At 43.1% G+C, this 14,457-nt stretch carries 13 protein-coding genes; 9 read left to right on the forward strand and 4 right to left on the reverse strand.

Annotated elements, in window-relative coordinates; translation table 11 throughout:
- Nucleotides 1–103 precede the first annotated feature (103 nt).
- Complete coding sequence (locus IJ23_RS16000; protein WP_033906787.1) at nt 104–862, reverse strand: DeoR/GlpR family DNA-binding transcription regulator; 759 nt, start codon at nt 860–862, stop codon at nt 104–106.
- Nucleotides 863–1,136: 274 nt separating this feature from the next.
- Here IJ23_RS16000 and ltnD point away from each other — a divergent pair, with 274 nt between their 5' ends.
- The 6 genes from ltnD to IJ23_RS16030 all read left to right on the forward strand — a co-directional run bounded on the left by ltnD (nt 1,137) and on the right by IJ23_RS16030 (nt 7,276).
- Nucleotides 1,137–2,045: an L-threonate dehydrogenase gene (gene ltnD / locus IJ23_RS16005; RefSeq protein ID WP_033906788.1), complete on the forward strand. Its 909-nt coding sequence runs from the start codon at nt 1,137–1,139 to the stop codon at nt 2,043–2,045.
- Nucleotides 2,046–2,070: 25 nt separating this feature from the next.
- Nucleotides 2,071–3,327 (forward strand): 3-oxo-tetronate kinase, encoded by a 1,257-nt coding sequence (gene otnK, locus IJ23_RS16010; RefSeq protein WP_033906866.1) that lies wholly within the window; start codon nt 2,071–2,073, stop codon nt 3,325–3,327.
- 11 nt (nt 3,328–3,338) lie between these two features.
- Nucleotides 3,339–3,986 carry a 3-oxo-tetronate 4-phosphate decarboxylase gene (gene otnC, locus IJ23_RS16015; protein WP_005385078.1) on the forward strand — a complete coding sequence of 216 codons (648 nt, stop codon included), beginning with the start codon at nt 3,339–3,341 and terminating at the stop codon, nt 3,984–3,986.
- Nucleotides 3,986–4,762 (forward strand): 2-oxo-tetronate isomerase, encoded by a 777-nt coding sequence (gene otnI, locus IJ23_RS16020; RefSeq protein WP_033906789.1) that lies wholly within the window; start codon nt 3,986–3,988, stop codon nt 4,760–4,762. The genes otnC and otnI overlap by 1 nt, the downstream gene beginning before the upstream one ends.
- 61 nt (nt 4,763–4,823) lie before the next feature.
- Entirely contained in the window at nt 4,824–5,783 is a 960-nt protein-coding gene (gene denD / locus IJ23_RS16025; protein WP_017635260.1) for a D-erythronate dehydrogenase, read from the forward strand.
- Complete coding sequence (locus IJ23_RS16030; protein ID WP_005375369.1) at nt 5,783–7,276, forward strand: GntP family permease; 1,494 nt, start codon at nt 5,783–5,785, stop codon at nt 7,274–7,276. Before denD ends, IJ23_RS16030 begins: the two co-directional genes overlap by 1 nt.
- 266 nt (nt 7,277–7,542) lie before the next feature.
- Here the strand turns inward: IJ23_RS16030 and rcnR are convergent, their stop codons facing one another.
- Nucleotides 7,543–7,815, reverse strand: coding sequence for a Ni(II)/Co(II)-binding transcriptional repressor RcnR (gene rcnR, locus IJ23_RS16035; RefSeq protein ID WP_005375370.1), 273 nt, complete (start codon nt 7,813–7,815; stop codon nt 7,543–7,545).
- A gap of 135 nt (nt 7,816–7,950) precedes the next feature.
- On the opposite strand from rcnR, the gene IJ23_RS16040 reads away from it, so the two are divergent.
- Together IJ23_RS16040 and IJ23_RS16045 are read left to right on the forward strand one after the other, a co-directional pair.
- A complete protein-coding gene (locus IJ23_RS16040) occupies nt 7,951–9,027 on the forward strand; it encodes a nickel/cobalt efflux protein RcnA (RefSeq protein WP_033906790.1) in 1,077 nt (358 codons plus the stop codon).
- 549 nt (nt 9,028–9,576) lie between these two features.
- On the forward strand, nt 9,577–11,136 hold the full coding sequence (locus tag IJ23_RS16045; RefSeq protein WP_017635256.1) for a methyl-accepting chemotaxis protein: 1,560 nt from the start codon (nt 9,577–9,579) through the stop codon (nt 11,134–11,136).
- A gap of 147 nt (nt 11,137–11,283) precedes the next feature.
- Here the strand turns inward: IJ23_RS16045 and IJ23_RS16050 are convergent, their stop codons facing one another.
- A complete protein-coding gene (locus tag IJ23_RS16050; protein WP_033906791.1) occupies nt 11,284–12,183 on the reverse strand; it encodes a LysR family transcriptional regulator in 900 nt (299 codons plus the stop codon).
- Nucleotides 12,184–12,324: 141 nt separating this feature from the next.
- On the opposite strand from IJ23_RS16050, the gene accD reads away from it, so the two are divergent.
- A complete protein-coding gene (gene accD, locus IJ23_RS16055; RefSeq protein ID WP_017821534.1) occupies nt 12,325–13,188 on the forward strand; it encodes an acetyl-CoA carboxylase, carboxyltransferase subunit beta in 864 nt (287 codons plus the stop codon).
- A gap of 31 nt (nt 13,189–13,219) precedes the next feature.
- Here accD and IJ23_RS16060 read toward each other — a convergent pair whose 3' ends face one another.
- Nucleotides 13,220–14,197, reverse strand: coding sequence for a hypothetical protein (locus tag IJ23_RS16060; protein ID WP_033906792.1), 978 nt, complete (start codon nt 14,195–14,197; stop codon nt 13,220–13,222).
- Between the last annotated feature and the right edge of the window lie 260 nt (nt 14,198–14,457).

Here is a 14,457-nt window from a genome sequence, read left to right on the forward strand (position 1 = left end):
ATGTGTTTTCTGCCAGAAAGTACACAGCACGGTCTATGTATATTGGAAGCACCTATAAATTAACGAGTATAAAAGTTACGCGAACTCAGATGTTTAGGTAGTGTTACTCTTTATACACACGTAATCCTTTATCCGTTAATTCTTTAGTGACCACTTCGGATAGGTTTCGATCGGTAATAATTCCGTCCAATTGCTCGATGTCTAATGCATGAAAGCTCGCTATCTGACCGTATTTAGTTGAGTCTGAGATCAGATAATTGGTTTGTGCCGCCTTGATGATTGCTTTTTTAACGAGGACTTTATTTTCATTAGGTGTTGATAAGCCTTTCAAGCTCCAAGATGAAGTCGAAATAAAGGCGATATCAATATTTAGCCCATTCAAGAACTCTGCGACTTTTCCTCCAATGGTGGATTGGTTCTCGCGGTCAATTTTTCCCCCAGTGTGGTAAAGCTCACATTCACTGTGCGTCATAAGGAAAGCAGCAATAGAGAAGTCATTGGTGATCACTAAAAGATCATTACGATTTGCTATTTGATGGGCGATTTCTAGAGAGGTTGTTCCCGCATCCAAGTAAATCGTAGCGTCTTGACCAATTAACGTAGCCGCCAGCTTACCAATTTGAATTTTTTCATCCGCTTGTTGCTCGACCTTCGCATCATGGGAAAGTTCGGAATGTAGAGCTTGAGCGAGTTGCACTCCACCAGAAACAGAAACGACTTTACCTGAGGATTCAAGCTTCACGATATCACGACGAATGGTCATATGTGATACGCCAAGGTGGTCGGTTAAATCTGAAATGCTTAACACTTCTTGATGTGATAACAGGGATAATATGGTTCTTTGACGTTCTGCTGGGATCATAGTTTCACTTCTATATTCTTGTTTTTCAGTATCCTACCAATCTTTTCATTTGTTGTGAATATCTGTGAATTATGTTCTCAACGTTGTAAGAACAGCCTTCGCTTGTGTTAACTGCTCGGAATATCTCTGCCCATAAAGAGGTATATATCACGACATTGTTAATTTGTGTGAAGAAATGTGATTCAAAGCGAGGTCTTAGTATTAATCTTCACATATAATCACATCAACCAAACAAGAATTAACAAAGTTTAATAGACCAGAAGGCATTGTTTTTATGAGTGAAGTTCAATCTGTAGGTGTTATCGGTTTAGGCTCTATGGGAATGGGCGCCGCAAAGTCATGTGTGCGTGCAGGCCTAGATGTCTATGGTTTCGATTTAAATTCTCAAGCGCTTGAAGAGTTAGGTTCATTCGGTGCAAAAGCTGTTTCTACAAATGCAGTTGAGTTTGCAGATAAGCTTGATTCGGTTCTAGTTCTTGTTGTGAACGTAGCTCAAGTTAACACGGTCTTGTTCAAAACCGGTCTTGCTACAGCGCTTAAGCCGAATACGCCAGTAATGGTTTCAGCAACCATCTCAGCAGAAGACGCAAAACAAATTGAAGCGAAATTGGCAGAACACAATCTTGTGATGCTTGATGCACCGGTATCTGGTGGTGCTGCAAAAGCAGAATTAGGTGAGATGACTATTATGGCGTCGGGAGCGCAAAGCACATTTGATGCACTTGAACCAGTACTCAACGCAACGGCAGCTAAAGTCTACAACATCGGTGAAGCGATTGGCCTAGGCGCAACTGTGAAGATTATCCACCAATTGCTAGCAGGTGTTCATATCGCAGCTGGTGCTGAAGCAATGGCATTAGCGGCACGTGCAAACATTCCTCTTGACCTGATGTACGACGTGGTGACGAATGCAGCGGGTAACTCTTGGATGTTTGAGAACCGCATGAAGCATGTAGTTGATGGTGACTACTCCCCTAAATCTATGGTCGACATCTTTGTGAAAGATCTAAACCTCGTATCGGACACAGCAAAAGATCTCAAATTTCCACTTCCTCTATCAAGCACAGCACTAAACATGTTTTTGAGTGCAAGCAATGCTGGTTTTGGCCAGGAAGACGACAGTGCCGTTATCAAGATTTTTGATGGTATTGAGCTTCCAGGTGTAGAAAACAAACAGAAGTAAGCGCACGTAAAACGGAGAAAAAATGATGTTATTAGGCGTTATCGCAGACGACTTTACTGGCGCAACAGACATCGCAGGTTTTCTTGTAGAAAACGGCATGCGCACAGTTCAGCTTAACGGTATTCCAAAAGAAGAGATTGATGTAAACGCAGATGCGGTCGTGATCAGTCTTAAATCTCGTTCCTGTCCTGTAGATGAGGCAATCGAGGATTCAGTAGCTGCGCTTAAGTGGCTGCAAGCAAATGGCTGTCAGCAGTTTTACTTCAAGTACTGCTCAACGTTTGACAGCACAGCAGAAGGTAACATTGGTCCTGTAACGGATGCACTGCTTGCAGAGCTAGGTGAAGCGTTCACCATTGTATGCCCATCATTACCAGTGAATGGTCGCACAGTTTACAACGGCCATCTATTTGTATTCCAAGACTTGCTAAGCGACTCAGGTATGCGTAATCACCCTGTGACCCCAATGACTGATTCAAGCCTAGTTCGTATGATGGATGCTCAATCTCAAGGCAAATCTGGCCTGGTGAACTTCCAAATAATTGAACAAGGTCCAAAAGCGGTAATTGAGCGCTTTGAAGAGCTAAAAGTACAAGGCAACCGCTATGCAGTGGTTGATGCATTCAATGCAGAGCATCTTGTCACACTTGGCAAAGCGGCGAAGTCTCTAAAACTGGTAACTGGTGGTTCTGGTTTGGCTGCGGGTATTGCTAAGAACTGGATAGAGAACCTTGAAGATCAAAGTGATGCGAAGCAAGAGGGGAACCCTAAAAAGGCACCAACCGTTGTGTTATCTGGATCTTGTTCTGTCATGACCAACCAACAGGTCGCTGTTTACAAAGAAAAAGCGCCACACTTTGCTATTGATGTGAAGGCGTGTTTGACGGAAGAAGATTACTCAAATCAAGTGTTTGATTGGGTCATGACCAACATCGAAAGCGAGTTCGCACCACTGGTTTACGCAACCGCAGATGCAGCGGCGTTAAAAGCGATTCAACAAGAGTTTGGCGCGCATTCTTCAAGTCACGCGGTTGAACAATTCTTTAGCCAACTTGCAATCAAACTTCAGCAGCACGGTGTGAAAAATTTCATCGTTGCGGGTGGGGAAACCTCAGGGGTTGTAACCCAAAGCCTAGCCGTAAAAGGTTTTCATATCGGTCCTCAAATCGCACCAGGTGTACCTTGGGTGAAGTCACTTGAAGGCGAGCTTTCTTTGGCTCTGAAATCGGGCAACTTCGGCGATGAACACTTCTTTGCCAAAGCACAGTCGTTTTTTGAATAGGTGAGGTTGTGATGAATAAAGAATTGATGACAGAACAACAACTGCGAGAGCAAATGGTCACTATGGCGCGCTCTATGTTTGAACGTGGCTATGCGACTGGCGGCGCTGGCAACCTTTCTCTAAAACTGCCTAATGGACACTTTCTGGCAACGCCAACTGGTTCTTCGTTCGGCCGCTTGATTGCTGAAGAGCTTTCGGTTGTGGATATTGATGGCAACCATATCTCTGGTGAAAAGCCATCAAAAGAAGTGGCTTTTCATCTGGCGATTTATCGAAATAACTCAAAGTGTAATGCGATTGTGCATCTGCATTCTACTTACTTGACGGCGCTTTCTTGTCTTGAAGGTCTAGATCGCGAGAATGCCATCAAAGCTTTTACACCTTACTTTGTAATGCGCATTGGCGAACTGCCAGTGATTCCGTACCTGCGCCCGGGCGACCCTCAGATTGCTGAAGAACTTGCGCAGCGGGCTAGTGACTACCGAGCTTTCCTCCTGGCGAACCATGGTCCAGTGATCACGGGTACGGACTTTGAAGATGCAGTGGATAACGCAGAAGAGCTAGAAGAGACAGCGAAGCTAGCGTTCATTCTTAAAGATAGCAACATCCGCTACTTAACGGATACTGAGATTCAAGACCTAAAAGGGAGAGGTAAGTAATGGCTAAATTCGCGGCAAATCTGACAATGTTATTCACAGAAGTTCCTTTTCTAGATCGTTTCGAAAAAGCACACCAAGCGGGCTTCAAAGCGGTGGAATACCTTTTTCCATACGCATTCGAAGCGCAAGAACTAGCAAGCAAGATACAGCAGTTTGGTTTTGAGCAAGCGTTATTCAACATGCCTCCAGGTGATTGGGATGCAGGTGAACGAGGTTTTGCAGCTATTCCGGGGCGTGAGGATGAATTTAAAACGAGCGTCGAGACTGCGCTGATGTACGCCAAGGCACTGAACTGTAAAAAGGTTCACGCTATGTCTGGCATTGTTGATTCACGCTTCACTCGTGATCAGCATATTGAAACCTTTATCTCAAACATTCGTTATGCAGCGGATAAGTTTGCCGAACAAGGTGTTGAGCTGATGATTGAGCCACTCAACAATCGCGATGTACCGAACTACTTTGTTGCACATCAACGTGAAGCGGTGGAACTCATCAAACAAGTGGCTCGTCCAAACGTGAAATTGCAGCTCGATCTCTATCACGCACAAGTTATGGACGGTGATCTGAGTACGTTGATTCGCGATGTGGCGCCATACACAGGCCATATTCAAATTGCTTCTGTGCCTGAAAGGCACGAACCATCGGAAGGCGAACTGAATTACCCACACCTATTCAATGTTTTGGATGACTCTGGTTACCAAGGCTGGATCGGTTGTGAATACAACCCAAGGCATAGCACGCAGCTGGGCCTTAGTTGGGTTAAACCATACCTATAACAATTTTAATTTCTATCCATAAATAACTTGAAACCAATTACAAAAACAAAGGGTCGTGACTATGAATATTATCATAACTGGAGGGGCGGGTTTTCTCGGAACCCTACTTGCCAAATCACTACTAAAAGAAAACAAAGCTGAAAGTATTACTATTGTCGACATTCAAAAGTCGCGCTTAGAGGGCATTGATGACCGAGTCGTTTCTTTAGTCATGGATATGACAAAGCGAGAAAATATAGACCAAGTTATTACTGCCGAAACGACACACATTTTTCATTTAGCGGCAATTGTATCGAGCCATGCTGAGCAAGATTTTGATTTAGGCGTAGCTGTAAATCTGACGACCACACAGTTATTGCTTGAGCGTTGCCGTAAAGTAAACCCTAATATTCGTTTTACGTTTGCTTCATCTTTAGCTGTATTTGGTGGTGATCTTCCGGAAACGATTACACCAATAACAGCACTTCATCCTCAGTCATCCTACGGGACGCAAAAAGCTATAGGTGAGTTATTGGTGAACGACTATGCCCGTAAAGGCTTTGTTAAAGCTGTATCCGTACGTTTACCGACTATTTGTATTCGCCCTGGGAAACCAAACCTTGCCGCTAGCTCTTTCGTAAGCGGAATTATTCGTGAGCCTTTGAATGCTCAAGAATCAAATTGTCCTGTAGACCCTACGCTAAAACTTTGGATATCGAGCCCGTCTAGAGTGGTGGACAATATTCAATATGCAGGGCTAATGCCTTATGAGCAGTTAAATAATCTGTCCTATAGAACGCTTAATTTACCTGGTATTCAAACTACACCAGCTGAGATGATTCAAACAATGGACACTCTAATGGGTAAACAACTTTCTAATTATATTACCTATGAGCATGATGCGGGTATTGATCGTATTGTGAGTAGTTGGCCACAAAAAATTGATTGTACTAAAGAACTGGAGCTTGGATTTAAAGCAGACAGTAATTTCAAGGATGTATTACAACAATTTATTTCTGTTAACAATATGGAGATTGTCTAATGTTACCAACCTCAGTAATTGGACTAATAGTAGCCGTATCAGTCCTTGTTTTTCTTGTATTACGTACAAAAGTACATGTGTTAATTGCGATGTTAATTGCGGCATGTATCGCAGGTATTATTGGTGGGTTAAGTGTTGACGACACGATTGCGACCGTTAGCAAAGGATTTGGTGGAACATTAGGCGGTATAGGGATTGTCATCGGTCTCGGCGTTATGATGGGGGCTATTTTAGAGGCTTCTGGAGCAGGAGAAAGTATTGCCTATAATTTTATAAAGTGGTTAGGAAAAAAGAAAGAAGAGGCCGCTCTTGCTGTAACTGGCTATATTGTTAGCATCCCAATCTTTGTGGATAGCGCGCTTATCATTCTTTATCCAATAGCGAAGTCTTTGTCAAAAACGTCCAATCGCTCGATTTTAACGCTTACGGTTGCTCTGGCGGGCGGCTTGGTCGTAGCGCATCACGCTATTCCGCCGACTCCAGGGCCTTTGGGAGTTGCTGGTATCTTTGGTGTCGATCTTGCCAGCATGTTAGGTTTTGGTTTGATGATCGCAGCGCCTTGTGTCATGGGTATTGTTTGGTATGCAAGATGGTTAGAAAAGCAGTTTCCTGAATTCATTCCAACCGAACATTTCTCGAAGTCTAGTGAGCAACTGATTAATGATCACAAAGAGTACATTGCAAGTAAAGAAGCGAAAGACCTACCATCTTTAAGTAAATCTATCGCTCCAATTATTATCCCAATTTTACTTATACTTGCGAAATCAGTGATGGGTTTATTAGAGGGGACTTTCGGTTTCGAAGGGCTGACTGCAACAACATTTGGTCAATTTATCGCTTTTATCGGCAGCCCTACTATTGCACTATCAATAGCGACGTTATTAGCGGTTTACACATTGGGTAATAACCTTACCAAAGAAGAAGCGAATGAAAAGATGGAACAAGGAATCTCCACTTGTGGCATCATTTTGTTAGTAACAGGAGCTGGTGGCGCGTTAGGTGCCGTATTGCGTGAAACGGGTGCGGGCGCAGAGATTGCTAACCAAGTTGCAGGGCTTCCTATTTCTGCGGTTATGATTCCATTTATTATTGCGACGTTAGTTCGTATTATTCAGGGCTCTGGTACAGTCTCCATGATAACCGCTGCTTCTATATCTGCCCCAGTTTTAGTGAATATTCCTGACGTTAACCTTTTATTCGCAGCGACGGCAGCTACGATGGGATCTCTATTTGCTGGCTACTTTAATGACTCGCTATTCCATATTGTTAATCGATTAATGGGGGTGACTGAGGTTAAGAAACAACTCATTATTTGGACTATTCCAACAACAATTGCTTGGGCTATTGGTGGTTCATTAGTCATGATTCTTAACTTATTCTTCGGATCTCATGGTTCAATCTTTGATCCTGTGTTACCACTTGCTGTACTTTTGGGGTGTGTTGCATTTACAAAATCTTACAGCGCTAAGCACGTCGAATTACAAGAGGTATAAAGGTTTACTTGTACTCTTCCATAAAGTAAAAACCTATCACAATATGTATTTTTATCAGATAGTTTAGAGTTTTTTAATAATATGAACGGCCCTATGTTTGGGCCGTTTTAGTTCTTATAAATAAACTATTTAACTTGAACCGATATAGGTTCCATTTTCAACTTAATCAATATGAAATGGAATTGTTATTTCCCGCTTAGTAAGCGATTACATATAAAGGATATATTCGAGTGTAACCCTAGTGACTTTACTCTAGCGAAGCAGGGTTACTTTATATAAGAGTCCAGTACTTTTAATACGACTTCCATATCTTTTTCACGTTGAGTTTTGTCTTCCTCAAGTACAACGTGCTCAAGTAAGTGACCTTTAATTACTTCTCGCATCAAACCATTTACTGCTCCCCGAATAGCGGCAATCTGCTGCAACACATCTTGGCATTCATGCTCTTCTTCCAGCATTTTTTTAAGTCCATTCACCTGACCCTGTATTTTACTGACTCGAGTGTTGAGCTTCTTTTGATCTCTGGTTGTATGCGACATGTCTTATCTTCTTTAAGTTACGGGCCGAGTTATTCTAACTGATAATGTAGCACTCAATTTATACTGGGGGGTAGTGTTTAATACTAGGGGGGAGTATGGTTTGCGATAAATTAGAATCAACAACAGAGAACAACAATGGATTTTGTCGCGTTACTACAACAAGGTAATGGGTGGTTCTTTATTCCCAGTGCCATTTTGCTTGGCGCTTTGCATGGTTTAGAACCTGGGCACTCTAAAACGATGATGGCGGCGTTCATTGTCGCTGTGAAAGGAACGGTCAAACAAGCCGTGATGCTGGGTTTAGCTGCCACACTTTCTCACACTGCAATTGTATGGTTAATCGCTGTTGGCGGGATGTATATTAGCCAGAAATTCACCGCTGAAGCGGCTGAACCATGGATGCAACTTATCTCTGGGGTCATTATCGTGACAACCGGCGTATGGATGTTTTGGCGGACATGGAGCGATGAGCGAGCTTGGAACAAAGCTCAGGATCATGCTCGCGATTGGACGACGCAAGTTGTGGATACAGGACATGGGCATGTTTCGCTTTCGATTACAGAGGAAGGGGAGCATCACCGTTTCCAGTTGCGAACACTCAGCGGTAAACCTTTAACTGCTGAAGGTATCAAGGTTTCGGTATTGAGTGATGGTTATCAACCTGCTGATATCTATCACTTTATAGAGCGTGATGGATACTTGGAATCGGCGTCTTGCATTGAAGTCTCTAATGGACTTTCTGTCACTTTGAGCATCGGGCACCATGATCATACCCATGACTTTGATGTACATTTTCGTCCTGGTTCTCATTTAGAAAGCGAAGATAAGGAATATCAAGATGCTCACGAACGCGCTCACGCTTTAGACATTCAAAAACGCTTTGAGAATCGAGACGTGACGAATGGGCAAATTCTGCTGTTTGGATTAACGGGTGGTTTGATTCCATGCCCTGCTGCGGTAACGGTTTTGCTTATCTGTTTGCAGCTTAAGGCAATGACTCTTGGTGCGACTTTAGTTGTGTCATTCAGTATTGGCTTAGCCTTGACTCTGGTTGCAGTTGGCGTTGTGGCAGCAGTGGGCGTGCAAAAAGCGACATCTAAATGGAGCGGTTTGAATGATGTTGCACGTCGAGCTCCTTACTTATCGGGCGTCTTGATCAGTGCAGTTGGTTTATACATGGGTATGCATGGATACATATCGCTGACGAGTTAAACTCTGTGATAAAGACTCTTTTCCTTTCTTTTTGTATGGGTAATGGCTTCATGCCTTGGTTTGCATGTTTTGCTGCCGATTCTTGATTGAGAATCACTCGATCCGACATCGCTGCCATATCTACAAACCAAGTCATTCTCGCTTCACCAAGCATCTCGGATTACAACCGCTGCAATTGTGGCTCTAATATCTGAACCTGAGATACTAAATGATAAAACGGGAGCACTGACCACAGCGCTCCCGACGGAAAAACGCTAATTAGAACTCTTTTCTTTAATGTTCGATACCAATTTGGTCGCATAGTTAAATTTAACTATGCAAACGTTTCCTTTTGCGTACTCGTCCCTTCGCCAAACCTCGTAGAAATGTGACGTTTTGAAGACTTTTTTTCCTTCTGTCTAAAGTAATCGGGAACCAAGCAGATACATAGTTATAAAGTTATGTCTTGCTCTGCCAAACAGACCCAAAATGCAGTTTGGTTGGTTTTGGAGAAGAAAGGCTTAGCGCTCGATTAATGAGCATCAATTGAATTGTATTGAGACAATTATAATGAAAAGAATCATCTTATTAGCAGTCTGCGCCATGTTTGGTATTGCTGTCGTGGCGAGTATGGCATCAACGTACCTAATTTCGAGTCAGAAAATCGATGACATCATCTTAAACAAATCCCAAGTTCAAGCTGAGTTTCTAGCGGGAAATGCGAGTTATATTTTGGAGAACTCAGCCAATCCAATGCAAGATTTACAATCGCTTGTTGAGGGGCTGAAACAACGTTCAGACGTGAGTTATGCCGTTGTAATTGATCGTAACGTGACGGCAGTAGCCCACAGTGATAAGCACAAGCTGAACAAAACCTATAACGATGAATATACTGTTGAAGGCGCGACGAGAGGTGTTCAACAGTACTCAAAGTGGTATGCCGATGTACAGAAAGTATGGGTGTTTGACATCATGGCACCAATTTATGTGGATGGTCAGTTATACGGTACTTTTGATATTGGTATTCCTATTACCGAAGTGAGCCAAGCGACGAATGGAATTATTACTTACCAGTTGATCTCTATGGTGGCGATCTTCGTTATGTGTGTTTTGATTCTGTCACTTCTGCTAAATAAACTGATGAGACCGCTTTCTGCGCTTAAAGACGCTCTACAAGACATCTCAAAAGGAGACGGAGACTTAACCGTTCGTTTGCCAGCGAAAGGTAATGACGAAGTCGCGCAAATTTCTTCTGCTTTCAACGTTTTTGTTGGGAAAGTACATGAGATTATTACACAAGTTGTAAATACTGGTGTGGAGCTTAATAGTTCAGCTGTCGCTTTGCGTGGGCAATCTCAACAAGCGCTCACAAGAGGGCAAGAGCAGAACGAGCAAACCATGCTGGTTGTCACATCCATGAACGAAATGATTGCGACGGTCAATGAAATTGCCTCCAATGCTGCCGGAGCGGCAAATGCTGCGAGTGCAGCAAGTAATGAAGCGCAAGATGGCTACACGACGCTAGAAAGAACCAAAACGGCGATGACTAATCTTGAAAACGAGATGAACAGCACTTCCAACATTATCGTGAGTCTTGCTGAAAATACTCAGTCGATTGGTAGTATTCTAGAGGTGATTAGAGGTATTTCGGAGCAAACCAATCTATTGGCTCTCAATGCGGCTATCGAAGCTGCACGCGCTGGTGATGCCGGCCGAGGTTTTGCAGTCGTAGCTGATGAAGTTCGCAACCTAGCGACTAAAACGGCTCATTCTACCGATGAAATTGACAACATGATTCACCAGCTACAAACTGAAGCTCAAAGTGCGGTGAATTCAATGAGCAATAGTAAGACTCTTATTGAAGAAGGAACGGCAGAAACCGAGTTAGCTCGACAGGCTTTAGAAGCAATAGCTGCACAAGTGACGACTATTTCAGATATCAATACTCAAGTAGCAACCGCAACAGAACAGCAATCAACGGTAGCAAACGAAATTAATATGAACATGGATACCGTCAGCCACTCAGTGAAAAGTGCGCTAACAGCGAGTGAGCAACTAGAAGAATCAAGTCAACAACTCGCGGAGCTATCGCGAACACTCGATCGTCACGTAGGAGCGTTTAGAATCTAAACGCCAACTGACCCTCTTTAATAAAAGCCAGTAAATGTTAATTGCTGGCTTTTTTATTTGAAAAAATCGAGTCTCAAATCGCTTAGCGGTGTCTGTCCTTTCTAGACGATAAAACAGAATACGATAAATTAGTTGAGTAAAGCTTAGCTAGGCGTTAAGTTTTGCGTTTTGCTTTAAATGTTCAACAAACATAGATATTTTCTTCGCTACATGTTTTCTAGACGAGTAAAAGGCGTAAAGCACTAAATCCTCAGGTTCGTACTCTAGAGTGACGATTTCTAGCTCACCATTTTTGATCTCATTTTGGCATGACTCAATTGGCAATATTGCGTATCCAAGCCCTAATAACGCGCCATATCTGGCGAGATGACCGCTGTTTACTTTGAATGAAGATTGCACAGTTTGAGTAATATGGCCTCCAACAGGGTTTCTGAATACCCATGGTGCACCATTTACTGCGGTAAGCGTCGTGATGCAGGGAACATGACTTAGATCCGTAATTTTGTAAGGGGTGGCGTATTTCTCAATTAGTTGAGGCGCGGCTAAAATGGCACTGGGCCAGCGTTTTATCTCTCTCGCCACCCAGTTACTGTCTGACAAAGTCCCTCTATGAAAACTCAAAATGACATCAAAGCTGTCAATAACATCATCTTTAGGGTTTAGCGTTGTATCGCAAGACAAAGAGATTGACGGGTATTGCGTGCAAAAGGTGACAACCGCTTTGGCCAGTACAGGTGTGTCTGGCATAAGAGTTCGCAGTTCCCCTGTTACCGTGTGCGAGTGGCGCGTTACAGTTTCTAGTGCGGCGTTGAGTTGCTCCAATAACGGACGAGTGCTGCTATAGAGCTCTTCTCCAGCCTCGGTAGGCGTCATTCGCCTTGTTGTTCTATTGAACAACCTAATGTTTAACTTTTCTTCAAGCAGGGCAATGTGTCGGCTGACATTTGATGTTGGTATGTTCAAACACTCAGCGGCTCGCTTAAAGCTGTTGTTCTCATAAACACAGTGAAAACTTTTTAACCAGATTTGGTCAACGTTATCAAACATTTCATTATCCCACTTTATTGGATTATCAAGCCAGCATATCGCACTTTATCCCTGTACTAAGTTACATACAATTTTATTTACAAGTTTAAGCGAACAAACAACGAGATATCGCGCTAGAACGTAATCAATAGTGGTGAATTTATGAGCTGGTTAGAACGGTTATTTGAGAATAAAAATATAATAGGTTCGCGCAAAGCGTCTATCCCTGAGGGCGTTTGGACAAAGTGTCCTGAGTGTGAACAAATACTTTATCGTGCCGCGTTAAAAGAAAATTTGGAAGTATGCCCTAAATGCTCATATCACATGAGAATGGCTGCGCGTCAAAGGTTGATCTCTTTTCTGGACCATGGAACACAACAAGAGTTGGCAAGTGAGTTGGAGCCACAAGATATTTTGGGTTTTAAAGACTTAAAGCGATATAAAGAGCGAATTGCTTTAGCACAGAAAACGACTGGAGAAAAAGATGCGTTGGTGGTGATGGAGGGCAAGTTATTGGGGCTGCCTGTTGTTGCGTGTGCATTCGAATTCTCTTTCATGGCAGGCTCGATGGGCGCAGTGGTTGGCGAGAAGTTTGTCCGAGCAGTTGAAAGCGCAATTAATACAAAATCTGGGTTAGTATGTTTTTCCGCTTGCGGAGGGGCGCGCATGCAAGAGTCTTTGGTGGCACTCATGCAAATGTCAAAAACCAGCGCCGCGTTAAACCACTTATCTGAGCACAGATTACCCTATATCTCAGTATTGACGGACCAAACTTATGGTGGCGTCTCGGCGAGTTTAGCCATGTTAGGAGACATCAATATTGGTGAACCTAAAGCAAGTATTGGCTTTGCGGGAAGACGGGTCATTGAGCAAACGGTACGTGAAAAGCTACCAGACGAGTTTCAGCGAAGTGAATTTTTACTAGCGCATGGTGCGCTAGATATGATTGTCGATAGACGTGAAATGCGCGATCGCGTTGGCCGCTTACTGGCTAAGTTAACCAACGCGAGGGTGGTCTCAGAATAGGTTGTATTAAAATTAGACTTAGTACTTGCGTTTATTGAGCCGTAATCATTACAAACCGTTCATTTTGCCCCCATCTTGGTTCCGCATTCATTAGGCTGAGATCCAACGCCGTTTGGTATGGGTCAACAGCAAAATGGTTGCTTACTAACCCCCAGAGCATCCAGTTGATTGCGGTTTCATTCTCGGTAAGCTCTTCGAGTGGCGCTTGGAGGAAAAAGTACTCATCTTCGCCATCGTAACCGAGCCGATCATAGATAATGTTGCGTAGCTCTCGATCCAAATCATGTTGGAGGTTGATTGAGTCGTACAGTTGCTCTTCTGTTGGGCCATTCTCATGGTGATAAACATTGCGTTTTGACTCTTTGTGTAAAGTACCTGCGCCAGTTTCAATGCTTACTTTCTTTTGCGAGTGTTGCTCAAGAACTTGAATGATTTCATCCTCTAGTTGATCGAGTTTACTCAGCAAAACTTGATTGTTTATGTCACCAGCGGGGGAGGCCATCGTTTGGAAGGCTTTCACTCTCTCGTAGACTGCTTTCCCGTGAGGAAGGGCTGCAAAACACTGTTCTTGGAGCGCTTCATTGGCTTGCCAAATGCCCGAGTAGAGCTCGTAATCATGTGTATATGGTGGAAGCTCTTCAGTATCTTCCCCTAATAATTCTCGCCAGTGCTTTTGCCACTGTTCTTCTTTTGCGTGTTTTACACGCGCGTATTGCTTAACCCAGCGGTTACGAAGTTTTACCCCAAAAATGGCAAGTCCCCATGGAGCGAGCAAATAAAAATAATAGTGAGAAGAGTTATCCCAAAAGTAACCGTAAACGTAAACACCAAAAGCAAGCACCCAAGTTCCAATAGTACAAGCAATAACCCCGGACATTATTGATGATTGGCGCTTTGTTTCTCTTAATGTATTACCTTCAGCACATAACCAAAAAATGCCGCCAAAAACAAAGGCAAACGTTGTCATGAAGTAGGCAATCCCCGCTCCCCAAAATCCCCAAAGTGACATGTATTATCCCTAGCCAAATATCTGCTTTATTCACTCATCAATGACTGGAGGAGTAAATGTGTTTGATTTGGCGGAGAATTTACCATTAATGCCAACCTTTTGATATGCACTCTATGACTTATTGGGAATGAGTCACAAATAAAAATAGATGGTATCAAGCATCAAAATTTAATTTAGAACCTTTGATTGTCGTGAACTCTATCTGGAAGAGTTAAGGGGGGCGTTTAAGGGCAATTTTCCTCATAAAGTCGTTATTTAGA

Source organism: Vibrio sp. OY15 (assembly GCF_000742455.1).
Classification (GTDB): Bacteria; Pseudomonadota; Gammaproteobacteria; order Enterobacterales; family Vibrionaceae; genus Vibrio; species Vibrio alginolyticus.

What these genes read in the sequence shown, in the direction of transcription:
- IJ23_RS16030 (WP_005375369.1), top strand. Translation starts at nt 5,783, where the DNA reads ATGTTACCAACCTCAGTAATTGGACTAATAGTAGCCGTATCAGTCCTT.
- ltnD (WP_033906788.1), top strand. Translation starts at nt 1,137, where the DNA reads ATGAGTGAAGTTCAATCTGTAGGTGTTATCGGTTTAGGCTCTATGGGA.
- rcnR (WP_005375370.1), bottom strand. Translation starts at nt 7,815, where the DNA reads ATGTCGCATACAACCAGAGATCAAAAGAAGCTCAACACTCGAGTCAGT.
- IJ23_RS16000 (WP_033906787.1), bottom strand. Translation starts at nt 862, where the DNA reads ATGATCCCAGCAGAACGTCAAAGAACCATATTATCCCTGTTATCACAT.
- IJ23_RS16045 (WP_017635256.1), top strand. Translation starts at nt 9,577, where the DNA reads ATGAAAAGAATCATCTTATTAGCAGTCTGCGCCATGTTTGGTATTGCT.
- accD (WP_017821534.1), top strand. Translation starts at nt 12,325, where the DNA reads ATGAGCTGGTTAGAACGGTTATTTGAGAATAAAAATATAATAGGTTCG.
- IJ23_RS16050 (WP_033906791.1), bottom strand. Translation starts at nt 12,183, where the DNA reads ATGTTTGATAACGTTGACCAAATCTGGTTAAAAAGTTTTCACTGTGTT.
- denD (WP_017635260.1), top strand. Translation starts at nt 4,824, where the DNA reads ATGAATATTATCATAACTGGAGGGGCGGGTTTTCTCGGAACCCTACTT.
- otnI (WP_033906789.1), top strand. Translation starts at nt 3,986, where the DNA reads ATGGCTAAATTCGCGGCAAATCTGACAATGTTATTCACAGAAGTTCCT.
- otnK (WP_033906866.1), top strand. Translation starts at nt 2,071, where the DNA reads ATGTTATTAGGCGTTATCGCAGACGACTTTACTGGCGCAACAGACATC.
- otnC (WP_005385078.1), top strand. Translation starts at nt 3,339, where the DNA reads ATGAATAAAGAATTGATGACAGAACAACAACTGCGAGAGCAAATGGTC.
- IJ23_RS16060 (WP_033906792.1), bottom strand. Translation starts at nt 14,197, where the DNA reads ATGTCACTTTGGGGATTTTGGGGAGCGGGGATTGCCTACTTCATGACA.
- IJ23_RS16040 (WP_033906790.1), top strand. Translation starts at nt 7,951, where the DNA reads ATGGATTTTGTCGCGTTACTACAACAAGGTAATGGGTGGTTCTTTATT.